Origin of the sequence: Pseudoalteromonas sp. NC201 (genome assembly GCF_002850255.1) — a bacterium.
Classification (GTDB): Bacteria; Pseudomonadota; Gammaproteobacteria; order Enterobacterales; family Alteromonadaceae; genus Pseudoalteromonas.
In genome coordinates this window covers 2,126,734-2,152,998 of the sequence record NZ_CP022522.1, presented here as the reverse complement: position 1 = coordinate 2,152,998, position 26,265 = coordinate 2,126,734, and the positions used below count along the sequence as shown (strand labels likewise).

At 43.8% G+C, this 26,265-nt stretch carries 19 protein-coding genes; all 19 read left to right on the top strand.

Annotated features, from left to right (window positions below; genetic code table 11):
- Nucleotides 1–4 precede the first annotated feature (4 nt).
- Entirely contained in the window at nucleotides 5–3,715 is a 3,711-nt protein-coding gene (gene tssM, locus PNC201_RS09035; RefSeq protein WP_102056854.1) for a type VI secretion system membrane subunit TssM, read from the top strand.
- 7 nt (nucleotides 3,716–3,722) lie between these two features.
- Nucleotides 3,723–4,715, top strand: a complete 993-nt coding sequence (gene tagF, locus PNC201_RS09030; protein WP_010604829.1) for a type VI secretion system-associated protein TagF — start codon at nucleotides 3,723–3,725, stop codon at nucleotides 4,713–4,715.
- A complete protein-coding gene (locus PNC201_RS09025) occupies nucleotides 4,712–6,295 on the top strand; it encodes a TssA family type VI secretion system protein (RefSeq protein WP_102056853.1) in 1,584 nt (527 codons plus the stop codon). The genes tagF and PNC201_RS09025 overlap by 4 nt, the downstream gene beginning before the upstream one ends.
- 58 nt (nucleotides 6,296–6,353) lie before the next feature.
- On the top strand, nucleotides 6,354–6,872 hold the full coding sequence (gene tssB / locus PNC201_RS09020) for a type VI secretion system contractile sheath small subunit (protein ID WP_010604827.1): 519 nt from the start codon (nucleotides 6,354–6,356) through the stop codon (nucleotides 6,870–6,872).
- Between the two features lie 11 nt (nucleotides 6,873–6,883).
- Entirely contained in the window at nucleotides 6,884–8,410 is a 1,527-nt protein-coding gene (tssC, locus tag PNC201_RS09015; RefSeq protein ID WP_010604826.1) for a type VI secretion system contractile sheath large subunit, read from the top strand.
- Between the two features lie 80 nt (nucleotides 8,411–8,490).
- The gene (locus PNC201_RS09010; protein WP_102056852.1) at nucleotides 8,491–8,823 is read left to right on the top strand and encodes a hypothetical protein; all 333 of its coding nucleotides are present in this window, start codon (nucleotides 8,491–8,493) and stop codon (nucleotides 8,821–8,823) included.
- Nucleotides 8,816–9,304 carry a hypothetical protein gene (locus tag PNC201_RS09005; protein WP_233525154.1) on the top strand — a complete coding sequence of 163 codons (489 nt, stop codon included), beginning with the start codon at nucleotides 8,816–8,818 and terminating at the stop codon, nucleotides 9,302–9,304. The genes PNC201_RS09010 and PNC201_RS09005 overlap by 8 nt, the downstream gene beginning before the upstream one ends.
- Nucleotides 9,305–9,469: 165 nt before the next feature.
- Nucleotides 9,470–9,955 (top strand): Hcp family type VI secretion system effector, encoded by a 486-nt coding sequence (locus PNC201_RS09000; RefSeq protein WP_010377064.1) that lies wholly within the window; start codon nucleotides 9,470–9,472, stop codon nucleotides 9,953–9,955.
- A 78-nt stretch (nucleotides 9,956–10,033) separates the two neighbouring features.
- Nucleotides 10,034–10,435 carry a type VI secretion system baseplate subunit TssE gene (tssE, locus tag PNC201_RS08995; protein WP_010604823.1) on the top strand — a complete coding sequence of 134 codons (402 nt, stop codon included), beginning with the start codon at nucleotides 10,034–10,036 and terminating at the stop codon, nucleotides 10,433–10,435.
- Nucleotides 10,435–12,159, top strand: a complete 1,725-nt coding sequence (tssF, locus tag PNC201_RS08990; protein ID WP_010604822.1) for a type VI secretion system baseplate subunit TssF — start codon at nucleotides 10,435–10,437, stop codon at nucleotides 12,157–12,159. Before tssE ends, tssF begins: the two co-directional genes overlap by 1 nt.
- Nucleotides 12,160–13,125, top strand: coding sequence for a type VI secretion system baseplate subunit TssG (gene tssG, locus PNC201_RS08985; protein ID WP_233525153.1), 966 nt, complete (start codon nucleotides 12,160–12,162; stop codon nucleotides 13,123–13,125).
- 28 nt (nucleotides 13,126–13,153) lie between these two features.
- Nucleotides 13,154–15,841 carry a type VI secretion system ATPase TssH gene (gene tssH, locus PNC201_RS08980; RefSeq protein ID WP_102056850.1) on the top strand — a complete coding sequence of 896 codons (2,688 nt, stop codon included), beginning with the start codon at nucleotides 13,154–13,156 and terminating at the stop codon, nucleotides 15,839–15,841.
- Between the two features lie 26 nt (nucleotides 15,842–15,867).
- Nucleotides 15,868–17,907 carry a type VI secretion system Vgr family protein gene (locus tag PNC201_RS08975; protein WP_102056849.1) on the top strand — a complete coding sequence of 680 codons (2,040 nt, stop codon included), beginning with the start codon at nucleotides 15,868–15,870 and terminating at the stop codon, nucleotides 17,905–17,907.
- A 16-nt stretch (nucleotides 17,908–17,923) separates the two neighbouring features.
- Entirely contained in the window at nucleotides 17,924–18,346 is a 423-nt protein-coding gene (locus PNC201_RS08970) for a hypothetical protein (protein ID WP_102056848.1), read from the top strand.
- Nucleotides 18,347–18,363: 17 nt separating this feature from the next.
- Nucleotides 18,364–19,515 (top strand): hypothetical protein, encoded by a 1,152-nt coding sequence (locus PNC201_RS08965; protein WP_102056847.1) that lies wholly within the window; start codon nucleotides 18,364–18,366, stop codon nucleotides 19,513–19,515.
- A complete protein-coding gene (locus PNC201_RS08960) occupies nucleotides 19,502–20,542 on the top strand; it encodes a DUF2169 family type VI secretion system accessory protein (RefSeq protein ID WP_233525152.1) in 1,041 nt (346 codons plus the stop codon). The genes PNC201_RS08965 and PNC201_RS08960 overlap by 14 nt, the downstream gene beginning before the upstream one ends.
- Nucleotides 20,532–21,434 carry a hypothetical protein gene (locus tag PNC201_RS08955; protein WP_102056846.1) on the top strand — a complete coding sequence of 301 codons (903 nt, stop codon included), beginning with the start codon at nucleotides 20,532–20,534 and terminating at the stop codon, nucleotides 21,432–21,434. The genes PNC201_RS08960 and PNC201_RS08955 overlap by 11 nt, the downstream gene beginning before the upstream one ends.
- Nucleotides 21,431–22,453 (top strand): DUF4150 domain-containing protein, encoded by a 1,023-nt coding sequence (locus PNC201_RS08950; protein WP_102056845.1) that lies wholly within the window; start codon nucleotides 21,431–21,433, stop codon nucleotides 22,451–22,453. Before PNC201_RS08955 ends, PNC201_RS08950 begins: the two co-directional genes overlap by 4 nt.
- Nucleotides 22,450–26,259, top strand: a complete 3,810-nt coding sequence (locus tag PNC201_RS08945) for a toxin VasX (RefSeq protein ID WP_102056844.1) — start codon at nucleotides 22,450–22,452, stop codon at nucleotides 26,257–26,259. Before PNC201_RS08950 ends, PNC201_RS08945 begins: the two co-directional genes overlap by 4 nt.
- The last annotated feature ends 6 nt before the right edge of the window (nucleotides 26,260–26,265 follow it).

Below are 26,265 nucleotides of genomic sequence, written 5' to 3'. Positions count from 1 at the left end.
CATCATGTCAGGAGTGAATCGTAGTGGACTAGTGCACCTAGTCTTAGGGTTTTTGTCATCTCGTGCGACGGCTCATTGGGTCGGCATATTCGCAATTTTGACGCTAATTTGGTTTGCAGGCCGGTTTATTGGTCTTGAAGATCAAAATCATCGTTTAATGGTGATGGGTGCTGTATTTGGTCTGTTTTGTCTTACTTTATTAGTTCGATGGTTATGGGTGAAGCGCTCTGGTGACAAGTTAGCGAAAGAAATTGCCAACAATCATGCGGGAACAGAAGCCGAAGTTGAAGAAATCAAAGCCAAAATGGAAGAAGCGCTGTCTGCATTAAAAGCTTCTCATTTGGGGGCTGGGTATCGTGGTAACGCTGCGCTGTATGCCTTGCCTTGGTATATGATCATTGGTCCGTCGGCTGCGGGTAAGAGCACATTATTTGCAAATTCAGGACTGCATTTCCCTTATTCAAAATCTAATCAACTGCATATCCAAGGTTTTGGTGGTACGCGTAATTGTGACTGGTGGTTTTCAGATCAAGCCGTTTTGATTGATACCGCAGGTCGTTATACCACTGAAGAATCAGATAACGATCAATGGTTGTCATTCTTAAAGCTGTTACGTAAATACCGTTCTAAACAACCAATCAATGGAGTGATGGTTGCTATTAGCGTTGCTGATATCTTGACTTCAGACAGCGAACAGATCCGTGACCACGTTAAACAGATCCGCGCTCGTATTGATGAGTTAATCAATCAACTTGGACTTATCTTTCCAGTATATGTGGTATTTACCAAGTGTGATTTGATCAGCGGCTTTGAGCCTTTCTTTAATGAACTAAGTGAAGATGAGCGTAAGCAACCCTGGGGCGCGTATTTACTTGAAGAAGATGGCACCAATACCGGTGAAGTGGCGAGCGAAAACTTTTCAAAGCACCTTACTGGCCTGTATGAGCGACTGTGTGATCAGCGCCTAGTTAAAATGACGCGTGAGCGTAACGCTCAACGGAAACAATTGATTTATGATTTTCCTAATCAGTTTAAAGCGGCGTCAGCTAAAGTCGAAGAGTTTATTGACACATTATTTAAAGAAAATCCATACCAAGAAGTACCGTGGTTTGCTGGTGTGTATTTTACCTCTGGTACACAAGAAGGTACGCCTATCGAGCGTAGCGCAACGAGTAAACTATCTACGTTTAGATCAGTATTGTTTGAGTATCGCCAAGAAAGCATTACCTCCGCATTTTTTATCAATCAAGTATTCAAAGATGTGTTGTTTAAATTGCAAGACCTCACTCGGGGTAACCGGAAAAAGCGCCGCGTACAAAAATGGCTAAAAGGCTTTGCTGTATGCTTGTGTGTGACGTCGGTATTTGCTCTAGCGGGCTTGTTGGTTAACTCTTATACCCACAATCAGCAGCTTTTAACAACCAGTGATAAACTAACGACTGCTGTTGTTAATACACGAGTTGAAAACCAGCCGTTGGCCGAGCAATTTAACTCTACCTTGTCTCTTTTTGCACACTATCAAGAGCTAATAGGCTATGAGAAAAAGCTGCCTTGGTATTTCTTACTTGGTGTTTACAGTGCTGACAACACCATAAAGCCAATAGAACAGGTATTACGTCAGCGTGTACAAGCGCTCATTGGTGAACCAAGTTCGGAGCTTGTGCAACAAGCGCTGTTTGAAAGCCATCAAAACTGGATTGCACTGCTAAGTACAGAAGAGCAGGTTGCTAAACGTATCGAGCCAAAGCTACGTGATAAGTACTATCAAGCACTTAAGCTGCAACTCATGATGAGTAATGAGTTTGAGCGTTTAAACAAAGACTATGCTAAGTCTGAGCTATTAGACTACACGGCGGACCGCTTAGAGCTAACGCTAAACGAAGACACGCAAGTATTAACAGAACAACTGTCAGGACTGATTGATTTTTATTTAGCCCAATTAGCGGTTGAGCCTGCACCGCAGCAGCTTGCGATTTGGCAAAGTAATGATTTCTTAGTGAGTCAGGCTCGTGCAGACTTAATGAGTGCGCCAGAACCGACTGCGTTATATGAGCAGATCAAAGCAAAAGTAACGGTATCGAAAGCCGCACTAACGCTTGATCAAATGATGCAGCAAAACAACAAGACCTTTTTGCAGTCCAAGATCAGTATTCCATACGTTTACACCAAAGAAGCTTGGGAAAATGAAGTATACGACGCCATTAAGGTCATTGCGAGCAAAGCATTCTCTGGCGACTGGGTGATGGGCACAGACAACGCAGAAAGCCAAGGTTCTGTTGATGAAGCAAAAGCAAACGCTTTGGTTAAATCTATCCGTGCGCTGTACTTCAGAGACTATGCCAATGTGTGGTTTGAGTTCTTAAATTCAGTAGAGATAAGTCCATTTAATACTAGCAATGCAGCAAGTTTAACGCTCGCTCAGTTGTCATCACCTGAAGGTCCATTGGTTGATTTAATGGCTTCAATCGACAACAACGTGAACCTAATTGATTCGCCAAACAAAATGGTGGAAACAGAAAAATTAACTGAGCAAGCAAATGCGTTACTAGCAAAGTCTAAAAATAGAAAGGTTAAAGGTGCAAAGATAGAAACCGCTGCGAGAAAGCGTGTCCCTGAACTGTCGAGCCGTTTTGCCGATCTTCGTCGCTATACCGCAAAAGGAGAAGAGAACGCACGCTCTGATTACTTAGAGCAATATCTCGGTGCTTTGAGTGCATTTCATTCAGACATCAAAACGATTGCGGCGAGTAACAATGACGACTATATGGCCATGTCTTTTACTCAAACGCTGTTAAACGGTGATAGCAAAAACCATGCGCTGCAAAGTGCCTGGGTGGTCGTAGAAAGCCAAGTCAGAGCGCTCGACCCAGATACTAAGCAAGCACTTGAAAAACTACTAAAAGCACCACTTTTAGCCAGTGTGCAGACAGTAATGAACGAAGCAAAAGTGCAGCTTAATGAGCGCTGGTCTAATCAAGTATTCTTAACATACAAAGAAAATATCCGTGGTAAATATCCGTTTAATATCGACGGGCCAGATGCAGCGGTTGAAGATATTAGCGAACTGCTGAACCAAGAGTCAGGTGTTTTTTGGCAATTTATGGCTGAGAACCTATCTCCTTACCTTCGTTTAAAGCGTGGTGAGTGGGTAGAGAAAACATGGAATGGTATTGGCATTGGCTTTAAGCCCGGGGTACTAGACAAGTTAACTAAGACGAGAAAGGTAACGCGTTCGCTATTTCCTCGAGACGGTTCTGAGGTGGGTATTAGCTTCCAAATGATGCCAGTGGCGCAAAAAGGATTAAAAGAAACTTATATCGGTTTTAGTGACCAAAATTACCGTTATAGGAATGAACCTGAAGAGTGGCGTCGTTTTAACTGGCCTGCAAGATCGGGAACTGAAAAAGCAGTGATATATGGTTTAGATAGTGAAGGCCGAAGAATCGAAATCGAAAAGTCAGGACCTTGGGCATTCCTAAAAGTATTGAATGAAGCGAATGTGCAGTGGGTCCGTGGTACAGAGTTTTTGGCAACGTGGCAATTACAACGAGAAGCGGAAGCAAGCGTTGAGCCAATCCAAGTTCAAGTTGCACTTAAGTCGAGCAGAAACAGTGGCATATTCAGTAAATATTTTATGACGTCATTTGCGCTGCCGGAGTCTTTGTTTGATACCAAGGTGAGTGTTGCCTCTAATGAAAACTTGGCGTTGAGGTAACACAGGCATGTTCGGTTTTTTTAATAATAAGAAAGTCGCCAAGGTACCAACGACTCAGCCATTTGGATTTATGGGTAAGAACCCAATCCAAGCAGACTTCATTAAGTTTAACGTTGATTCAAGAGAAGCGATTACGCTTGAGCGCTGGCTTCAAGAAGGGTATGCAGACATGAGCCGACAGGCGTTGATAAAAGATGCATCTTCTCAAAAAGAGCAGTCAACGCTATTCTTTATCGCCTCAGGTCAAGACGAAAACTGTTTATTAGGCACATTACAGCCAAGCGAAGATAAAAGTGGAAGACAATATCCATTTTGTTCGTTCGTGTTATCGAGTAATGCGGACTACAAACAAAACCCTGCATTTTTATTTAGTGAATGTGGTAGTGCGTTTAAATCATTAAGCTTAAGCCATGAGCTGATCAGAAACTGCAGTAGTGTTGAGCAAATGCGTCATAGCGCGCAGGAGCTTAAGCAGGTAAGTGAGCTGGTTTCGCAACCGATTGATTTCGATAAGGCGATGTCTTCATTACGAGCTTCACCGATACAGCGTGTATGGGATGCACTTGAACTAGAAGATCTTGACCAGCGAGCACAATTAATAAGCCAAGTGATGTCTGCGCTCAAAATGATCAAAACACAAGGCTGTTTGCGTTGTCAGTTCGGGTTGAAGTTACCGATGCCACAAGTGGGTGAAGATACTCAGCTGTTAGGTGCATTTTGGCTACATCTAATTACCAATATGGTGGCCGATCATCACTGGCAGCCTTGGTGTTTTTACAACTATGGTCAATTGAGCCAGAAAGCTTCGCTGGTGGTGTATTGCAGACCTATGCCAGCCTCGTATTTTGCGTCTGTTTGGCTTGAGCACAATAGCTTGTCAACGACCATTAATCTAACAGGGACTTTGCCTCAACATCCGGTGACACCGCATATGTATGAATTGGCAAAAGCATCAAATATGAGTGTTTTCGATGCGTTAAGGAGTTGGAGTAAGTTATGAGTCAACCACATAAGTATCAGAGCTGGCAGCAGTGGCATGAAAACTTATTGGCGCCTTTAGGCGGTATGCCATGCGGTGACGATTTAAAATACGAAGAGTCATTTAAATTACTAAAAGGTTCTTCATCTGGTGTTGCCGAGCCAGACTTCAAAGCCAACTTTATTTTGGCATCAGAACTGTTAGAAAAACAAACCAAAGATATTCGCATTGCGTCGTATCTAGCGTTGGCCGCTACCAATGAGTTTGGGCTAGAGGGTTTGATCCACTCGTTAGATTTGTTTAATCAGCTTTTGCAACAGTATCAGGCGCAGATCCACCCTGTGAAAGAACGTGCGAGAGCATCGGTTCATACTTGGTTCTTACAACAACAACAGCGCTTACTTGGTGTTGCTACAGCGCACAGCGCGACAATGCCGGAGCAGTGGCCAGAATTAAAGCGTGTACTTGAACAGTATGCAACAGACTCGGTGGCGATACTTGATGCAGACTCAGGGCCGCTTGCCGATTTAAAACACTGGTGTGAGCAAGGTTTGGTTTCGCAACCAGTTCCTGTACAACCTGTTGCGACGGTACAAGAACCTGTTGAAAAGCCTGAAGTGGCAACCGCTGAACAGCCTCAAGTACAGCAATCTGTAGCGGCGACTTCACAGCCTACAGCTGTTGCTTCAAAGCCAGTTTCCACGCTTGCTATTGTAGTGGAAACACCACAGTCAGACTCTGCCTATACAGAGCAAGTTCGTAAATTATTGGCGTATGACAAAGAAAGTCAAAATTGGATGCGGGCAATTCGCTTGGCGCGCGCAGTAAGATGGGGGGCGCTTGCATTACCACCACACGATAATGAGTTGAAAACGCGCCTACCAGCTCCCAGGCAAGCCGCATTTGTGCCTATTGAAAACGCCTTAGCCGCACAAAACTTTGTTCAAGCGTTAGAAAAAGCAGAAGCCTTATTTATGGAAGGGGCGATGCATTTTAATCTTAATTTACAGAGGCTAACCATTTCTGCACTTGAGGGGCTCAAGCTATTTAAAGAAGCACAGTGGATAGAATTAGAGTTAGCGGCAATTGCTGATCAGTATCCAACACTGTTAAGTCTTAAATATGAAGACGGAAGTGAGTTCTGCTCCGCGGCGAATCGCGAGCGAATTGGTGAGCATAAACTATTAAGCCAAGGTGAAGGTGCAGGTGCAGATGGAGGCCAAAAAATTTGGCTAGACAAATTTAAAGAAGCGCAGGCGCTTGTTGACCAAAATAAGCTTGCGCAAGCACTGCAGCTAATGGAAGGGTTTGCCCAAGACAAGTTCGATTTTGCGAAGCAAAAATTATATCAAGCGCGTTTATTAATGCGTAGTGAGCGCGCTGATCTTGCCTCTCCGATGTTTGAGCAGCTGTTAAAAGACATTGAACAGTATCGACTGGATTTATGGCACGAGTCGTTTGCTCTGGAGGTTTGGCGTTACGCTAAGCAATGCAATGAAGCAGTATCTACGGAGCAAGGAGATGAATTTGACCTACGAGCAACCGCGATAAAGCAGCAGATGCTCGTAACCAAAGTAAGCTCAGCGATTGACTGGGTTTGATTGTTAACCGCTGGGCTTGTAACGGCAGGCGCAACGACTGATTAAATAAGGAAAGACTATGTCTGATACGTTTCAAAAAGAGATCCCAAGAGCGCGGATTAATATAGCGCTTGAGCTGGAAACCGAAGGTGCAACGCAAAAGAGCGAACTACCGATGAAAGTTTTGGTTGTGGGTGACTATTCCAACGGCCAAAACGACAGTGACCTCGCTGAGCGTGAGCGCATTGCTATTAACAAAAATAATTTAGAGCAAGTGCTTAAAGACATGTCACCAAAAGCAAAGTTCCAAGTATCGAACAAGATTGCGGGTGACGGTGATATTGGTATCAACCTGACGTTTGATGATTTTAAGTCATTCGACCCAGAGCAGGTTGCAGCGCAAGTACCAGAGCTTAACAAGATGATGTCGATGCGTAACTTGTTACGTGATCTAAAATCTAACTTGCTTGATAACTCAACACTGAGAAAAGAACTGGAGCGTATTTTACAAAACAAACCAGAGCTAGATGAGTTAAAAGCACGCCTTAATGAGCTGGCGCCGCTTTTATCTGAGCAAGAAAAACAACCGCAAGAGTAAGGACACGACCGATGAATATGCAAGAAACGTTAAACGTTGAAGCGCGTAAAGAAGAGACTTTGACTGCTTCAGCTTACGAAACAATCTGTAATCTTGTGTCTATTGAGCCGGTTTCAAGCGAAATCAGCATTGATAACTTCCGTGACGCTAATAATCTTGCGGAAACAGACACCAATGAGCGCTTAACGGCTGCTATCAATGTCTTTTTAGACATGGCTACTAATGACAGCAAAGAAGTGTCGCGTATCGACAAGCTATTACTTGATGACTACATCGCTAAAGTCGACAAAATTATTTCTGAACAGCTGGATGAAATTTTACATCATCCACAGTTTCAAAAAGTAGAGTCAGCGTGGCGTTCACTACGTTATTTGGTAACTCGTTGTCCAAATAACTCAAACGTAAAGCTTGAGCTACTTGATGTTGATAAAGAAACACTACGTGATGACTTTGAAGAAGCACCTGATACCACGCAATCTGCGCTTTATAAGCAAGTGTATACAGCTGAATATGACACGCCAGGGGGCGAGCCAATTTCGACTATGGTGTCAAACTTTGAATTTGATTGTTCAGCGCCTGATATATCGTTATTGCAAGAAATTTCAAGGGTTTCTGCAGCAGCCCATTGTCCTTTCTTGGGTAGTGTTGGTGCCAAGTTCTTCTTAAAAGATTCGCTTGAAGAAGTGTCAAAAATTCAGGATTTGGGCTCTTACATGGAGCGTGCTGAGTTTTTACGTTGGAAGAACTTCCGTGAATCAGAAGATGCACGTTATATTGGCTTAGCGTTCCCACGCTTTTTACTGCGCTTACCATACGGCGACTTAAACCCAATTCGTCACTTTAACTATCAAGAAGACGTTAGCAGTGAGCATCATGAACGTTATCTATGGGGTAACGCGACATTTGCGTTCGCCGCAAATATCGTCCGTAGCTTCCACCAAAATGGTTGGGCGGTAAATATTCGTGGTCCACAATCTGGTGGTCGCGTTGAAAATCTACCTCTGCATTCTTTTGAGGCAGGTCGTGGTCAAGAAACTAAGATCCCAACAGAAGTACTTATCTCTGAAACGAAAGAGCTTGAGTTTGCAAACCAAGGGTTTATCCCGCTGAGCTATTACAAAAACAGTGACTTTGCGTGTTTTTTCTCTGCAAACAGTGCGCAAAAGCCACAAATTTTTGAGACGCCGGAAGCCACCTCTAACTCGCGGATCAATGCAAGATTACCTTACATCTACTTGGTATCGCGTATTGCGCACTATATGAAGGTGATCCAGCGTGAAAATATCGGCTCCAGCAAACCTCGTCACGAGCTAGAACAGCAACTTAATGATTGGTTAGGTGCATTAGTTACTAAGATGAATAATCCAGACGAGTCTCTAATTGCTACGCACCCGTTAAAGGATGCCAACGTGACGGTTTCGGAGATCCCAGGTAACCCAGGTTATTACCGTGTGAATACGTATGTGGTTCCACACTTCCAAGTGGAAGGTATCGACGTACGCCTCGCACTCGTTGGGCAAATGCCGGGTGAAAAATGAAGGCCACCTGAAGAACCAATGAAGCGTATATAGGGCGGGGAAACCCGCCTAAATTTCAAATCAACTTTAAGGATAAAAGTATGAGATGCCCAAATATAACTGGATTAGAGTTTTCTAAAAAAAATATTGAAAATTTGGAAGCTGTTCGAGATTTAACAAAAAATACTGATATGTTAGCGCAGGTCTTTAGTATAGGAACATTTGCTGCAATCTTCGTTGGAAATGGACCTCTCGTATCTCAATTTAATATCGCAAATACAGACTTTGCAAAAATGGCAGAGGCTCTAGGCGCTGTACCAAAAATGAAAAGGCATACAATATCGAGAATCTCATTTAGTGCTTACAGAAATGCTACTTCGCACAAAGAGAGAGAATTTTGGAAAGCGTTAGTTAAAGGATGTAAGAATGAATAAATTATATTATTTATTAGTGTTGTTTTTGCCAGTTGTGACCTCGGCAGAAACATTAACACCAGAGTTATTCTTTGCAAAAGTTAAATTACAAGAAACAACCATTTCCTACACAAAATCAATGGAAACATGTTTTGAACATACTCCACGAGTTACGCCAAGTCAGTTAGAAATAGACAAACTTGAAACAGAATTAGTTGTAGATGCGGTATATTATTTGCATTACGTCGCGCTTAACCATTGTATGAAAGACGAATATATTCGTTTCTTAAGTGCAGTTAACTACTACAACTCTTTGGTTAATCGTGATGAATGGTTAGAGGTTGATAGCTTTGTTATTTCCGCTTTGGAGGAAGAAGTACGTGGAGAATTCGAATTCAAACAGTTACCCGAAGCAGTTCAGCAGCACTTTTTGCAGCTGGATATACTAAAAACGCCATTTGATGCGGCGACGTTAGTGATGGAATTACGTGGTGACTTATAACATGTAGTGAAAGATTGCCCCAAGTTGGCTGCCACCAACTTGGGACATGTTCCCAAATTGGCATAAAGCGTGGCGCTTTGTTTGGGGATCAAACGTGAAAAACATGCGTTTGATCAATGCCTTTAATAATTAGGAAACATCTTATCTTAAAAGGAGAAATTAAAAATGGCAATTCCAGCGTATATGTGGTTAAAGGACGACCAAGGTAACGACGTTAAAGGTTCAGTAACTGTAGCTGAGCGTGAAGGTTCAATTGAGATTTTGCATTTCGATCACGAATTGCGTATCCCAACTGATAACGACACGGGCGAGCTAACAGGTACTCGTAAGCACGAGCCTTTTGTTATCACAAAAGCTGTGGATGCTGCTACTCCGTACATGTACAAAGCGTGTTCAAACGGTCAAACATTAAAGCAACTTGAGCTTAAATGGTACCGTATTGATGACACCGGTACTGAGCGTGAGTACTTCCGCCATACGCTTGAAGACGTGAAAATCACTTCAATCACGCCAACAATGCACAACGTTAAAGATTTGGATAAAGAGCGTTATCCTCACCTTGAAACAGTGCACATGCGTTACAAGCGCATCACTTGGACGTACCTAGACGGTAACATTGAGTTCTCAGACTCATGGACTGAAGGTCGTTAATTTCGAGTGTTGGAGGCCTATTGGCCTCCTTTTCAAGCTTACACTAGTTCGCGCAATGAATAGAGAGCGTATTTTTCTATGGCCTTATTTGATTTGCTAGCTCAACCATCACGCCAAGCCTATAGCGATAACAATTTATCGCATCTAAGCGACAGCGTATGTAAACACCTAACGCAACTGTTGAATGCGCGTAGGGGAGTGCTTGAGCACTTAAGCGATTATGGTTTACCGGATGTGGAAGATTTATATGAAGGGCTACCTTATTCACAGCAAACACTTGCCAATGAAGTAAAAAGAACCATAGAAAAGTACGAACCAAGAATTACCAACCTCATCGTTCGACCCATCGACATAAAAGAGGAAAACTGTGTGATTCGATTTGAGATAAGAGCGCAATTAAAAACCGGCGAGATAATCAGATTGAATACTAAGTTTGCATCAGGTGGTAAAGCAAACGTCAATGCAGGAGGAGCAGACTAATGGATATGCAGCAATATTTTGATGCGCAAATGAGGCTGTTAACACAAGCAGGTAAACAATTTGCTCAGCAGTATCCCGAACACGCCGGCTTTTTAAATATTGACGCATTAAAGGATAGAGATCCTCATGTTGAGCGCTTGCTCGAAGGAGTCGCTTACTTGACAGCATTTACGCAAAAGCGATTGGACGAGACGCTACCTGAAGTGTCTGAGCAGGTACTCAGACAGATTTGCCCAATATTATTAAACTACTATCCGTCTACGACGGTGCTAGAGTTTGCGCCAAAACTCACCATGCAAGGACTGGTGAGTGTGCCAAAAGGCGCGAAAATATCTTCCCATAAAAGTGACAACGCGCCTGTGGCTTGTCACTTTACTACCACCGCAGAAACGAAAGTGCTGCCGTTTGAGATCTACTCTGTGGACTATCATGAGATCCACACTGGTGCGACGTTAAACTTGCACCTCAAGCGGTTAGGCCAAGGCAGTTTAGATGATTACGATCTCTCTAAATTGCGGGTGTATTTACGTGGTGACACGCCGCTTTGTGCCAGCCTTTATCAAATGATGAAGAATCCAAACGCAGCGATAGGGGTTGAGACAGGAAAGCTTGGTAGTACGACGCAATATACCTTGAGCAAATCAAAAATAGATGCCGCTTTTCATAAAGACAGCACCGGAATGCTGCCGAACAGCGAACAGAGTCATCCCGCTTATGCGTTGCTGCTTGATTACTTTAACTCTCGTGAAAAGTTCTATTTTGTTGAACTAACGGGACTGAATACACTAAATATTGATCCAGATACTAATACCATCAGCATCAAAATAGCCAGTGATATTAAATTACCACCCGGTAACAAAGTAAATGCGGATAATATCCTGCTTAATTGTGTACCTGCGGTAAATATCTACCCGGTAGATGCCGAGCCTATCCGAGTCAGTGAAAACCAAACCGAATACCAACTACATCCAGTGCAAAATAAGCTTGGAGAGAGTTTTTGTTATAGCGTGAAGTCGGTACAAGGCGCAAGCAGTAGCACCGGGGAAGCCATCGACTTTGTTTCTCGGTATAGCACGGTATATGAAGATAACGCCCATTTGTATTCACTGATAAGCCGCGACATTGGCGGGGTATCGCCACAGACTTACATTCAGCTTTCAATGCAAGAAGTAGGTGATATTACCACTTTATCGACGGATCTGTTGGCACATAACGCGGCGTGGCCAAGGCAAACACTGCAAGAAGGCGATATCAATGCACAAAGCGCTGATGTGCCGTCGGTACTTAGTGTTAAAAATGTCGTAAGACCGAGCAAGTTGCTTAATTCTCCTGATTTGGCTTTACATTGGCAGCTCATTAGCTTGTTGAACATGCGTTTTTCTCAGCTTGCGGAGCCAACCCAGCTGAAAAAGCTATTGGCACTGTTTGATTGGTCGGAGCGCTCTGAAAATAGAAATCGTATCGAGAGCATCCAAGGTGCTGAATCTAAACCTATCTCATTGCTACAAAAGGGCGTATTCGTGAAAGGGATAGAGATCCATTTAACCCTAAACGAAAAGAGCTTTGTTTGTACGGCTGATGCGTATCATTTTTGTGATGTGTTGCATCAGTTCTTTAAATTATATGCGCCAATTAACGAATGTTTAAAAACCAGAGTGACGCTGCTGCCAAGTTACCACGAGTGGGAATGGGATGTGACGGCAGGCGACAGTTATCAGGTGTAAATGATGGAGCAGCAAAACCAACCCATTTGGGCAAAATTGCCAGAGCCGATAGCTAAATTGATGGCCACACCTTGGCGTTTTAGCTTGTACAAGGCGCTAACGCTTATTGAACAGCACTGGGCTAGCAATAACGAGTTACAAAGTGGCCATAGTCATCGCGTTGAAATTGCACCGTATAAAGAACTTGGGTTTCCAGCATCGGATGTTAGACGCTGCGAATTACAAGTAAGGCAACGAGGCAAGCTGAGGCTCGAAACTTCATTCCTCGGTTTGTATGGCGTTGATGCTGCGATGCCGCACTACTTGTTAGAGCAAGCCGTAGGAGACGAGGAGATAGGTGCAAGAACACGTGCATTTTTAGATCTCTTTAATCATGTGCTGTATTGCCAGTTATTTCAAAGTTGGAAGAAATCTCAGATAAACCTTGCGGGCATAGGTGCGCAGCAATTTGATCAAATAGTTGCTGCAGTATTTGAAAATAACCAGTCAGATAAGAGCAAATTAAACCTAATTAGTGCCAAACAAACCAGCGCAGCTGGGCTTGAGCAAGTATTAAAGCAAGCGCTACAAGACGAAAGCTTAACGATTAAAGATAATATCGTTGAGTGGGAAGGAATTACCGAAGCGGGTAAGTTAGGGTCAAAACAAAGCGGCTTTTCGTTGGGCGGCAATGGCATATTGGGCAAACGTGTATTGGTGACGGGCAATCGTATTTGCATTGAGCTGGGTCCAATGGACGAGGCTGAGGCGCAGCTATATGAGCCCGGTGGTGTAAAAGCCAAACGTTTATCACAATTATTAAATTGGCACACCTCAACCAAAATGAATTGGCAACTGGTAGTGCAGATCAATCGTCAAGCACGCGAGGGAACTCGGTTAGGAGCTGGCAAGCTTGGGATAAGTTGTGCGATAGGTAAAGTTAACGCACGCGTAGAGAAGAAAATATATTCACAATCACAGTTTTAATGCGAACGGGAATAGCAAGGATTAAAAGATGGACGCAACAGGCATAAAGAATCTCATAGACAAACTCAATCATCACAGCGCGACAGCGTTAGAAGCCGCGGCTGGATTCGCAGCGAGTCGAAAGCATTTTGAAGTGCTACCAGAGCATTACCTATTAAAGTTAATGGAAGAGCACAATGACGGCGATGTTGCGAAGATCTTACCTTTCTTCGAAGTTGATCAAGACGCATTGTGGAATAGTGCACTCGAATTTATCAATCAACAAGATGCAGGCAACCCGAGCAAGCCGGTTTTTTCCCGTCGTCTCTATGAGTGGTTAGAAAAAGCGTGGCTCAGTGCAAACATGCGCCATCAGAATGATTGGATCACAGGAGCTGCGCTGATTGACTCGTTCAAAGACATGGCGATATACAGCCCTGCATTTGGGCTGGCACGCGAGTTCGACAAGATTGATACACACTTCTTAAAGCAGAATTTAAATAAGATTTGTAAAGGCTCGACTGAGCGCCAAGTATTTAGTAAGCCAAATGCTGACAACACGGTGTCGAATAGTCGTTCACAAGGTGAAAGCGCACTAGAAGCATTTTGTGAAGACCTCACTGAAAAAGCACGTTCAGGTGCAATTGACCCTGTCCTTGGGCGCAACGAAGAGATCCGCCTCGCAATTGATGTGCTGTGTCGTCGCCGAAAAAATAATCCAATTTTTGTCGGTGAACCTGGGGTTGGTAAAACGGCAGTGGTAGAAGGACTTGCTCAGCGCGTTGTTGAAGGGCAAGTTCCGCCAGAACTTAAAGAAGTAAAGATCTGCGTACTGGATATGGGCCTACTACAAGCCGGAGCTGGTGTCAAAGGTGAATTTGAGCGTCGTCTTAAACAAGTCATTGATGAAGTAAAGCGTTCAGCGACCCCCGTTATCTTATTTATTGACGAAGCACATACCTTGATTGGTGCTGGTGGCGATGCTGGCATGGGTGATGCCGCAAACTTACTAAAGCCAGCGCTTGCACGTGGAGAAGTAAGAACACTTGCTGCAACGACCTGGAGCGAATATAAAAAATATTTTGAGCGCGATGCTGCGCTTGAACGCCGCTTTCAATTAATAAAAGTCGATGAACCAACCGAGCAAGCCGCAAAGCTTATGCTCACCGGGCTGAAAGATAAATACGAAAAGCACCACCAAATTCAAATCACAGACAGTGCAATTGAAGCCGCGGTTACTTTGTCTGCACGATATATCACAGGTAGACAATTACCTGACAAAGCCATTGATGTACTAGATACCGCAGCTGCTATGGTCAGAATGGGACCGGCAACATCGCCTGTGGTGATTGATAAAGCCAAAGAGCAGATCCGTTACTATCAAAGCAGAATTGAACGCTTGGCAATCGAGTCAAAGCTTGGGATTGCAGATCAAACTTGCATTCAAAGTCTCACCGATGCGCTTACACAAGCCCAAGAGCAGCTTGCTGAGCTTGAGCAAAGCCGTGAGCTGCAAATTGATACTTATAATGCTTTACACGGTGCAAGTGACGAAGAGAAACCTGCGATTAGACAAGCGCTTGCTGCGTTAAATCAAGATGATAATGCTATTTTCTCTGAAGTGACTAGTGATACGGTAGCGCAAGTGATTGCAAGTTGGACTGGGATCCCTGTAGGTAACATGGTGAAAGACGAGCTGGAGAACTTACTTAAGCTTGAGCAATCACTGGCACAAAGTGTAGTGGGGCAAAATGCTGGATTGACTGCGATTGCACAAACATTACGGGTTGCAAAAGCGGGTGTGTCGGCGTCGTCTGGCCCACTGGGCGTATTTTTATTAGCAGGTCCTTCAGGGGTGGGTAAAACCGAAACGGCAAAACACATAGCCGAGCTATTATTTGGTGGTGAAAAGTTCTTAACCACGATAAACATGAGTGAATATCAAGAAGCACACACGGTATCACAACTCAAAGGCTCACCACCGGGGTATGTGGGTTATGGTGAAGGCGGGGTGTTAACCGAAGCGGTGCGTCAACGTCCATATTCTGTGGTGTTACTTGACGAAGTGGAAAAAGCCCACGCAGATGTCATGAATATGTTCTACCAAGTGTTTGAAATGGGCGTAATGCGTGATGGTGAGGGGCGTGAAATCGATTTTAGAAACACGGTTATCATCATGACTTCTAATTTAGGGGCTGAGCAAATCATCAATGCTTGTACACCAGAAACCGAGCAGCAGGCCATGCAACAAATGGTGGATGGGATCATTCAGCAAGGCGTACCTGAAGATGAAGAAGCACAAGACAACAACGAGGAAGAAACACCGTTTGAGAGACCGAGCTTTCAGCAGCTAGTCAGCTTAATTAAGCCAAACTTGCTCGCGCATTTTGCACCTGCGCTTTTAGCACGTATGCAGGTTGTGCCTTTCTTCCCGCTTGATACCGATGTGTTAAAACATATCGTGGCACTTAAGCTTGAGAAGGTCGCAGCGCGACTTCGTGACAATCACGCTATACAACTGCGCGTAGATCAAACGGCGTTAGATTATCTAGCCGATAAGTGCGCTATGTCTGATAGTGGCGCACGATTGGTTAACGCAACAATTGAACAGCAAATTTTACCTGGGATCGCTCGCTCAATTTTGGGCTTTATGAGCGAAGAAGATATGCCAGATCTGCTGACGCTGACACTGGATGAAAATGGTGAAATTGAAGCCGTATTCGCCGACTTAAGTTAACGGTAGATACGAGTAAGGAGACAAAAATGGAAATGTTCGCATCACTTGCCGATAAACTGCCTAAGGCAAACGAAAGTCACTTTGCAATCGAAATTGCGGGGTTGTCTGGGAGTTTATTTAAAGTATTGAGTTTTGAATCACAGAATGACAGCTTATGCAGTGACTATCGCTTCGATATTGAGGTGTTAAGTGAGGAACTAATTGAGCCTGATCTGGTGATTGGTAAAGATGTTACATTTTCCATTACATGGGCTATGTCTGACAGAACAGTTTCGGGGATTATTACCGAATATGTCTGCCATGGTCGCAGTCATCAAGGCTACGTGTATACCTTATCCTTTCAATCACTTTTGGTGTTACTCAAACATCAACGATCTAATCGCGTTTTTACCGACATGTCTGCGGATGCCATCGTTAAAAGTGTGTTAGACAAGGCAGGGTTCCCGTCAGGAAAATTGCAACTGAAGGCATCATCACCATCCCTTGCTATGACTGTGCAGTACGATGAAAGTGATTTTGACTTTGTAACGCGTCTAATGCGCCGCTACGGTTTTGTTTACGGCAGCACAGAGTCAACGGGCAGTCAAGCCAATCTGTCAGTGTTTGGCAGCAGCAGTGATTTTTCTGCAGAGATGGAAGAGATCACCTTGCCTTATGCGTCACCTACCGGACAAGTTAGGCCAAGTGAGTCTGTCTTTGCCTTTTCTAAAAAAGCGAGCCTACTAAATAGTGGCTTTAGGCTGTACGACGAAGACTATGAAAAATGCTGTGCGTTGTCTGTTAATAGTAACAATCAAACAGAGGTTGGTGGCTTTGGTGAAGACAGTATATTTGCTGAAAACTTCATGACTGAAGGAGATGGCGACGCGCTTACCAAAGTACACCAGCAAAGCATTGATTGTCAGCGAAATCTTTTTGTTATTGATACCGACTGTCGAGCGCTTCGTCCAGGTGTAGCTTTAACCATAACCGATCACCCTAATTACAGCGGTCGTTACTTAGTGGTGTCCGTTGCCCATAAAGGCTGTCAAGGTGGCAGCGTTGAATATGGCTCCAAGGTAAAAGGCTTAACCTATAAAAACCAAGCGACGATCATCCCAATTGATGTGCAGTTTAAAGCGCCCGTCATAAAACGCAAAAAGGTCTTTGCATCGTTTAACGCCACGATCGAACAAGAAGTGGATAACAAGGGACGGTATAAAGTCAAGTTGCCATTTAACCAAGATGGTGAAGGGGAAGAGAGTAAACCGACTCGACTTATGCAGCACTATGGTGGACCGGGTGGATACGGCATGCATTTTCCTTTAAACAAAGGAACTGAGGTCATGGTGGCGGGTGAAAATGGTGATTTAGACAGGCCAATTATTCTCGGTGCGCTATTTAACGAGGAGGCACTAAGCCCTGTAACTTTTGAGAATTCCAGCGAAAACAAATTGGTGACAAGAGCGTCAAACACTTTGTTGATGGATGACAAAGAAGGCGAAGAGAAAATCCAATTGTTCACCAAATCGCAAGAAAATATACTCGAATTTAATGCCACCGAAGGTAGCGAATTTATCAAGCTTGAAACCAAAAAAGGTTACATCGATATTAAATCGAAAGAAGCGATGACGCTGCAATCACAAGCGAATATTGTGGCACAAGCCGACAAAGAAATAAGCATTCGCGCAGAAGATGCTGTTTATATCCAAAGTATTGAGTCCAATATTGAGATCAATGCCAAAGAGGCTATTCAACTCACCGCAGATACCGACATTAAAATTCAGTCTGCTGATAGCAATATTCAATTCGAAGCGCAGCAATCCATTAATCTAGAGGCCGCGCAAGACATCAGTTACTTCAGTGTTGACGGTAACGTCGAGCTTGCGGCGCATAATGGTAACTTCACTATCAATGCCGATAGAAACATTTCTATCGTTGGCCAAGGTAGCGGCTCAATTCAGCTTTCTCAAGGCGGCGGTAAAATAGAAATTGATGCGGCAGGTAATATTACCATTGATGCGAACAACTTGAACTTAAGCGCCAGCAACATTTCAGTGTCTGGCTCTGCAATTAGCCATAACTAAGCAGGGAGCAAAGTCTATGAAAACCAATGTCGTACAATTTCCACCGTCGTTAAGCAACATCGTATGGCGTGTATCTGCCATTGATAAATTAGGCAAAGTGTTACGAGTGAAGTGTGACGAATCTAAGGTAGAAATGAAGGTTAAAGGTCAACTAGACAGCGTGACACGCGTGAATATTGACGATGAAGTGTTGCTACATAGCGTGGCAACGCCTATCGTTATTGGTCGCTTAGCCGCACCGCAAGATTTTCCGGCAGCGTCGGTAACAAATAACAACGGCACCGTGGTGTTAAATGGCGAGCAAGAAGTCTGTGTCAAAACCAAAAATGGCAGCATTGCGATCAACGGCAATGGTGAGATACAGCTTGAAGGTAAACTGTTAAACGCCGATATTGAGCAAGATCTCAGCCTCCAAGGCTGGCCAATTCGATTAAATTAAGCTGATACGGTGTGACTATGTTTTTAGCTGCAACCAAATTGGCCGTTCACCGTCAGCAACTCAAGTCGCTTTGGCGTCATTATCAAAAGTTTAATGCACGCCAAGTAGTTGAGACTGGGCGTTTACATGCTCTTGAAAAACAACTATTAAATCATGTGTATACCTTAGCTGCGACGGACGAAGAACACTGGATAAATCGCTCCCAACTAGATTGTATCGCGCATGGGTCGATTGACGATGTATTTACGTTAACCCAAGAGATTGACTCACCTCAGCTGTTGTTACTTATTAACCATCTTTTTGGGACAAGAGCGCTTGAAGCCCAAGCTAGTGAGATCATCACGGCGATTAACAGCGAGCCTGCGCTTGCTGAGCTGCTCATTCATAACTTGTCGGCATGGCGCATTGATTTTGGTGATGCACTCAGACAGCGAATTTTATCAACAGATGAAAATTGGCCTACGAGCCTTATCTATTTAGCATTTAGTACGGTTAACTTGTCGCGCCACCAACTCATGGCCGCACTTGAACATAGCAACCCTGAAATTGCCTACACGGCATTGGTGAATATGTGGCTGTGTAATACAGAGCAACTTTCAGAGCACTTAGTTAAGCGGTTTGCGATGACCGATGATGCCGCGCTAAAAGCAAAACTATTGCAGCTGGCAGGTTTACTCGATGAGCCAAAATGGGATGAACCATGCTTACTTTATTGCCAGCATAACCCAAGCTACATTGCAGAAGTGTTTCCGTACTTTTCTCATACCCGTTCGTTACAAAATCTAGTTAAGTTACTCGAAGTCCCCAGTACCGCACGTCCGGCTTACGAGGCGTGGAAACAAATCACCGCTCTCGACTTACCTGAAGAATTTGCAATAAGTGATGCACAAACTGGCGTTAAGTCTCAAAAATCGCAAAAATTACCCAGTTTTAAGCAAGCAGAATACGAACGCCAAGCCCTAATTACAGCAAATACCCAACATCAACTCGCAGGGCGTAAAGTCTCTGAGCCAGCGGCTTGGTTACAACAGGGATTGGCTGGCCTTGCTATACAGCGCAAGCTTTCCAAAATTTCCTCGCATGCACTTGGCGCTGCGCTTTTTTACATGCCGATGGCTTATCTTCAATGGCAATCAGTAAAGCAGGAGTTGAACCATGCTAGTGAATGAATCCGAGTGGCAAAGTAGCACGGTTGAGGCTTGGGATGAGGAAAAAGATCCCATCGTAGTCGTCGCTGTGAAGCAAAACTTTGAATACGACGTAAATGGTAATGTATATCCCGATCCAACTGGAGCGCCAGTTGTGCTTGCTGATGACTTTGACGGTGAGGGGCTTGAAGCCTGCCTAACCGCCGTTAGCGAAGTTCAGCCCTATAAAACCGGTTTTGAAGTATACGGCGAATTGACCTGTTTTCCACCAACCGACAAGCAAGCGCGAGTGATTGAAGTTGGACTAAAACTCGGCTGTAACGACAGGGTATTTGTTGATAAATTACTTCGAGTTACTGGTGAGCGTGTGTGGAAGCGATCGCTATTCGGGCCTGTGGCGAGCGATCCACAAGTATTATCGTCCTGTGTATTAAATTATCAACTTGCCTATGGCGGCACAAGTCCGTCGGATGAAGAACAAGTTTCTACCCAAAATCCCCTTGGTCGTGGTTATAAGCTCAAAAATAAAGAAGCGAAAGGCCAGCCATTGCCACAAGTGGAGTATGCTAATCAGGTATTAAAAAAGCCGAGCCACGACACTGCGGTTGCAAGCTTTGCAGCGATCCCACCATTTTGGTCGCCAAGGGTGGATAAACTTCCTGAGGTTGACGAATCCCAAGCCCTCGCGGGTAAGTTTCCATTTAAAGAAGTAGTCCCCGCTGCGCATTATCAAGTCGCGCCGCAAGACCAACAAACTCCAAACCCGTTTAGTGATGGCTGGTGGATTGAAATGATGGGCTTAACGCCAGATTTACCTTATGGACAAAGCTTGAAACTGGCGTTACCAAGAGCTGTGCCGCGTTGTCGTTTAGTTAATGGCCCAGACGCCACGCCTATTGATATGCAGTGTGATACGCTGGTAATTGACTCGCAAACACAGCAGTTTTCATTAATCTGGCGAGGAAGGGTAAAAAAGAGCCAAACAGGCAGTAACAGTGTGTTCTTAGTAGAAGAGGCGCAAGCGCAAGGAGTGGCACATGCAGTTTGAATTAATCGCGCTAGAAACCCCCGCCGGTAACCATCCAAGTGCTTTATATACCGCGGTCGCAAACAACATGCGCTTTTGCACGCCAAGCAAAGCCATTGTTAGATACGATATAAGCCTCGATGCTCCATACTTGCGCGCGCAAATTGAAGAAATCTCGGTCACACGACGTAAAGACCGCTGTTTAGCCATTCTTGAATCTTTGTTAAGTCAGACAAAGCAACGGCTTGATGGCAGTGCCAACACGTGGGACGGCACCATTAATCTAATTACTGCCTACGCAAAAGCAGAAGAGCCATATATAGAGCTGTCCGATGTTAGGGCGCTTTGTGACCACCTTGAGCTGAATGTTGACGATATTCAGTTGTATCAAGTGCTTGATATTGATTCGCTCTCGCCAAATAGCCTCTATGTATTTGTAGATAGTTGCGTTGGTTATGATGAAGCGTCAAAGCCAAACTGGGTAGGCAAGCTACAAGTTGTTGGCGGCCCTGAAGGTGTTGTATTAAGTGAAGGGGGCTGCGTACTCCTTGGTACAAGCGCTAGTAAGACTTCATGCCAGACCAAAGCATATCAGGGCGACTTAGGTGAACTACTAAAGGAGTTGCATGCAGAGATAAGCGAGCCCTATATTTCAACCCGCTTACTCAGTGAACAGTGGCAAAGAGAGTGGCTTAATGCCAGCCGCGCCCTGTACCAAGAGCATGATGCGTTAATTGAACTCAACAACACAGCAAATACCATTGGTTATATTGGCGCTGGCCATAATGCAATGGGACTTGCGGTTGCCAGCAGTTATTTACACAACCCGTTAAATAGCCATATTGACAGAGTGTGGCTGATCACAGAGCAAGAAAAACCACAATTAATCTCAGTAACAAGGAGTGTGTTATGAGCTTTATCGCAGCAGTAAAGGGAAAAGAGCCAGATTCGATTCAGTACGATCAAGATGCCATGTCTGCAATGCTTCGAGTAGGCGGGAGTGTGTCGTGGCGACATAATAATCCCGCATTGCTAAAGCTTACTATCGCAGCGAAAAATAATGGTGCTATTGGCTGTGTAAATGGGATTGCCGTATTTCCTGATAAAGCAAGCGGTGAAAACGCGTTTATAGATGAGATTGCGCGCGCTAAATATGGCGATATGATGCTAGGTGAAATGATAACCGAATTTGCCAATGACTATATTGTCCCACCGCCTAAGTGGAACGATGAAAAAAACGAGCCGATTTTACCTCATGAAGAACCAGAAACTGGCATGGATATGCATAAGCCAATTGATGACGCTCGGGCATTTTTAGGTTTGGTTGAACGCAAAATAGGATGGCAAGCTGGCACTGAGGAACAAATTGAAAAAGATGTAGATAGCGAAGCACAGCAGGTAGGCATCGTGAGCGGCCAAAACGTATTAATTAATGGTCGTACCGCAGTCCATAAAGACAGTGGTGGCATGCTAAATACCATAGATGTGTGCTGGACTAAGATTGGTAAGGTTGTTGTGCCAATTCCTTATAGCAATCTCGCCAAATCAGGTGATGCAGCGAGCACCGCAAGCTCGGTAAAAATTAATGGCAACCCTGCAGCCAATATAAAAAGTAACTTTTCAAAAAGCACAGGTGACCAACCCGGTAAAAAGAAAGGCATTGCCAGCGGCACTATCAAAGGCAAAGCAGAGTTTATTACTAGCTCTTTTGATGTGTATATCGAAGGAAAACCCGCCGTGCGCCAAGGAGATCTTATGATCTCTAACAGTAAAAACACGCCACCTTCTCCTCTTAACCAACCTGGCGGTGCAACCCCTAGCTCACTGTCAGTGGCAAAAAGAGATGCAACCCCTGATAAATCAGGAAGTAAAAAGTTAAAAGTAAGCGTATCAGGTAAAGAGTATTACAAGGATGGAGTGAAACTAGGATGAGTGATTTTACAGTACCAGACTTAACGAATCTTGAAACCGCTCACAGAGAGCTGGTTTTTGAAGGGCTAGCAAACGACCAAGAGAAAGTGTCTTTGATGGTTGCTGATACTAACCCAGATCTTGGCACCTCGGGATACTACAAAATACCACTTGGTACTTCTTCGGCGAATGACACTGCACAAGATGCAGAAGTGGAGTTGGTCCATATTTATCCGTTGAGAATGGGGATAGACGGAGAAGATCAGCTAAGAGAAGGATTTATCTATATTTACGTTGACGGACACTTATGGCGAGAGCTGGAAGTACTTCCAAGGGAAAATGGTGAAGGTGTCGCGTTTAAAGATGTCAATTTAGCCTTTCAAAAGGGTCATAGAGTTATTCGTGTTGCTGAATATTCTTATAAAAAAGATAACTATGGCAAAGAGTGTAGTGTAGACAATACAGAATTAGCACTTGAGATGGTTGACAAAGGTGAGCGAAAAGCCACTACAGAAGAGCTCAGTACCATCATCGTCCCAAACAAGTTGTATGGTCAACAGTGTAGTGTTGAAATTGCTTATTCAGAAACTCAATGGAGCTGGAAGCAAATTGAAGCATTTGGCGGTATGGCTGAAACGGATCCGCGTTTAAATTATGGACCAAGTGTAAAGCCCGGTCTTAACGGAGACCAAGCGACCAACAGACGTGCCAACAGAATGCAAAAACTCGATAAACTGGCAAGTTTTAAGCAGGGTTACGATAATTCGACATTACCCGATCACCTAGTTTTACCTGTTCCAGATATGTCAGGTGTGTATGTACCGGTACTAGCCGACAGTATAGGGTTAGCCCGTGACACCAGCGCCAGGGTTGCGATATATCGCAAGGAGTTGTTAAGCCTTCCCGTAACGTCAATACAACAAGATCCTGAATTTAAAGCAGAGTCTAAGACTGAACGTTTCGAACCTAGTCCAAACCAATTGGCAAAGCATTCGTTAGCAACTGCAATTCAGAGCACTTTCTTTCACTATCCAAAAGGAATAGAAAAGAAGAAGGCGCTCGGAGTGGAAGTTGATGAAGACGCTGAGGATCTTGCACAGCAGTATCGGGAGTATATAGAAGATAGCTTCAGCACCACTGAATTTAGAGAATATCTTCACACTGACCGCGCCTTTGAACTCGGTCTGCAAATTAATCAATCAAAAGCGAAGCTCTTTGAGATTATTAGTGACGAGCAAAAAAACAATTCTTTTTATTACTCTATTGAAGACTATGCCTACTACGATGATATACGCCGGTGCTTGCTATACGCAGTATGCTCCGATGTACTCGGCCCAATAAAGGACTTAACCATTACCCTGATCAGTCATTTTGCGGTGTCAGACGATGATTTCAAAAAGTTAGATGAATTGGATGCGAATGACGTAGGGCAAGAGTGTTGGCTAAAAGTGATGGGGATGCATCCGACTGAAAGGCTAAGATTAATTGAGCTGCTCTATCCTAAAAAGATAAAGGATGAGATGACTGCGTATGAGTGCCGTCTTAAAGGTTCAAACGACGAATTTGACACGCGCTTTGATCTTACGCTTATGCAAGATAACTTGCAGCCCATGCATGACCAAGACTCATCATTTACAGATGCGGTAATACAAGTACTCCGAAGAGCTTCACAGGCGATGTGGGGATTCTTGGTGATTGGTCTTGAGGTGCCAACCGGATTAAATGCAGCGCAAGGGCAGGATATTAAATCGGTATACGGAGACCGTAAAGCCAAAGCAGAAACGTTAGCGCTTGATACAAATGCACTAAAAGATGAAAAGGTGGCACTAGAGCGCTCTATTAAAGCTAAACAAGCAGAAATTAGTGCTTATATTAAAGCGCGTAACCAAATTTTAAATGCGGCTGTTGCAGGAGGCATGAATCCAGACTCAGTAGTGGCACAGCTAGACTTACAAATAAAACGCCAAGAGCAAGCATTACGTGATATCAAAAAAACTGCCTCCAATGTGCAATATCAACTAACGAATGCAAAGAGAGAGCTTAGTGCATTGTCAAGCTCGATAGAGTATGCAAAATCAGCTAGATTTGAAAACAGTGTCAGAGGGGATCTCTTTGGTCGATTTAAGCAATTGGTAGATGTTTCGACAAATGGTTTGATAAAAGAGATCAACCTGTCTATTGCAGACTATTTAGATGGCAATTTACCTGATGGATTTTTACCACTGGACTTTCAGTCAAAAGCTGAACGAGCATCTAAGCGCCTGAATGAGCTGGAGAAAGCGGCAGAGGCGTTTGCTGATAGTCATCAGAAGAATCCTGTAGCACATCCTTATGTCAAAACCGAGTTGGGTGGAGGACAGATTGTTCAGCAACAGTTAGGTCATATTTTGTCTCTGGATGGTACCTTGGGTGAAATTGAAAAAACACTGGAGCGACAAAAAATAAAAGCCGAATTTGCACAAAAACGCTTACAGCAAAAAGTATTGGTGTTGGATGCGAGTAGGATTGAAAAGCTCGATTTCGAAGTCGGAGGTATAAGAAAAGAGGTTAAAGGCCATACAAAAAAGATAAATGAAAATATCTGGGAGCTGGATAGTCTGAAAAAAGAAGCGGATTCCTTGGGGAGGCTCTCAAAATTTAGCTTAAAACCTCGCACTTACAATATAGCATTAAACGGGGCACTGTCTTTTGTTGCCGCATTAGAGGCAGTTAATTTATTCGATACAATGAAAAATGCCAGTGCAAGTGGGCTTACAAAAGCGTCAGCAATTCTTGATTTTGCCGACATTATGATCAATATCGGTGCAAATGTGGTAGAAAAAAAGGCTGGATTACCAACTCCTAAGCAAGTCAACGCCATATTGAAAAACTCAGCATCGCATGTTTCAGGCATGGTCGTATTAAGAGGGGTTTTGGTTTTTACAGCAAACGCGATTTCCCTACTTGCCGCTGCCGTTAGCGCCTATGTTGCGTTTAAGGATGCGATGTTAGAAAAGGAAAGCGGAGATACCGCATTATATTATGCCAATATGACGATGATGGTGGGTTTTTTGTCACTAACCGCTTCAGCAAGTTTAGTCGCTGCAACACATTTAATTTCCGCCTTAAGTGTTGGCGCAGTCGCAACATTTGGCGCTATTGCAAGTGCGCTAGGGTTATTGGGTTTGTTGATTATCTTAATTGGCGCTGGTTTACTGCTTATTTTTCATGAATCTGAAATAGAGGCTTGGCTAAATGCCTGTCCTTGGAGTAAAAAGCGTCAACAAAAATATAAAGACGATAGCAATAAGTCTTCTGCTGTACGGGCGTCAACATGGCAGCAAAAAATGGAAAATGCGTTAACCGATTTTTACAGCATGTTGTACTCGCCCACTATAAATATTCAAAGATTTTTAAGTGTGTTTAAAGTGCAGGTAAGCGCCCCCCTTACCAATGAGTTAGAAGGCTTTTCTGCTCGTTTTTATTGGTCAAAAGAAGGTGATGACAAAATACAGGAGATAAATCATCATCAGTTGGCCAAGCTTAGCAGTGGTTGGAAGCTATATCCTAATCGAACCGGTTATTACTTTGAGTTCACTGAAGGAAAACTCTGTGAACTATTAAACCTAGAAGTTGGTAGCTCTATTGAGTTAATCATAGAAGTAGAAAGCTACCCCAATGGTAAAGGTAAAAAAGTGGTCGAAAGTGCAACTGAATTGTACTCTTTACCAACGGTGGTGACCAAAAAAGACGATGGTTATTTGATTGTTAAAGGGGTTAGATACATAAAAGAACTATCCAGATTAAATCAAAAGTTCAGATTTCCTGAAAGGCCGCCAATTAGATAGAAGGAA

Coding starts and splice junctions, on each gene's coding strand:
- tssM (WP_102056854.1), top strand. CDS start 5: ATGTCAGGAGTGAATCGTAGTGGACTAGTGCACCTAGTCTTAGGGTTT.
- tagF (WP_010604829.1), top strand. CDS start 3,723: ATGTTCGGTTTTTTTAATAATAAGAAAGTCGCCAAGGTACCAACGACT.
- PNC201_RS09025 (WP_102056853.1), top strand. CDS start 4,712: ATGAGTCAACCACATAAGTATCAGAGCTGGCAGCAGTGGCATGAAAAC.
- tssB (WP_010604827.1), top strand. CDS start 6,354: ATGTCTGATACGTTTCAAAAAGAGATCCCAAGAGCGCGGATTAATATA.
- tssC (WP_010604826.1), top strand. CDS start 6,884: ATGAATATGCAAGAAACGTTAAACGTTGAAGCGCGTAAAGAAGAGACT.
- PNC201_RS09010 (WP_102056852.1), top strand. CDS start 8,491: ATGAGATGCCCAAATATAACTGGATTAGAGTTTTCTAAAAAAAATATT.
- PNC201_RS09005 (WP_233525154.1), top strand. CDS start 8,816: ATGAATAAATTATATTATTTATTAGTGTTGTTTTTGCCAGTTGTGACC.
- PNC201_RS09000 (WP_010377064.1), top strand. CDS start 9,470: ATGGCAATTCCAGCGTATATGTGGTTAAAGGACGACCAAGGTAACGAC.
- tssE (WP_010604823.1), top strand. CDS start 10,034: ATGGCCTTATTTGATTTGCTAGCTCAACCATCACGCCAAGCCTATAGC.
- tssF (WP_010604822.1), top strand. CDS start 10,435: ATGGATATGCAGCAATATTTTGATGCGCAAATGAGGCTGTTAACACAA.
- tssG (WP_233525153.1), top strand. CDS start 12,160: ATGATGGAGCAGCAAAACCAACCCATTTGGGCAAAATTGCCAGAGCCG.
- tssH (WP_102056850.1), top strand. CDS start 13,154: ATGGACGCAACAGGCATAAAGAATCTCATAGACAAACTCAATCATCAC.
- PNC201_RS08975 (WP_102056849.1), top strand. CDS start 15,868: ATGGAAATGTTCGCATCACTTGCCGATAAACTGCCTAAGGCAAACGAA.
- PNC201_RS08970 (WP_102056848.1), top strand. CDS start 17,924: ATGAAAACCAATGTCGTACAATTTCCACCGTCGTTAAGCAACATCGTA.
- PNC201_RS08965 (WP_102056847.1), top strand. CDS start 18,364: ATGTTTTTAGCTGCAACCAAATTGGCCGTTCACCGTCAGCAACTCAAG.
- PNC201_RS08960 (WP_233525152.1), top strand. CDS start 19,502: ATGCTAGTGAATGAATCCGAGTGGCAAAGTAGCACGGTTGAGGCTTGG.
- PNC201_RS08955 (WP_102056846.1), top strand. CDS start 20,532: ATGCAGTTTGAATTAATCGCGCTAGAAACCCCCGCCGGTAACCATCCA.
- PNC201_RS08950 (WP_102056845.1), top strand. CDS start 21,431: ATGAGCTTTATCGCAGCAGTAAAGGGAAAAGAGCCAGATTCGATTCAG.
- PNC201_RS08945 (WP_102056844.1), top strand. CDS start 22,450: ATGAGTGATTTTACAGTACCAGACTTAACGAATCTTGAAACCGCTCAC.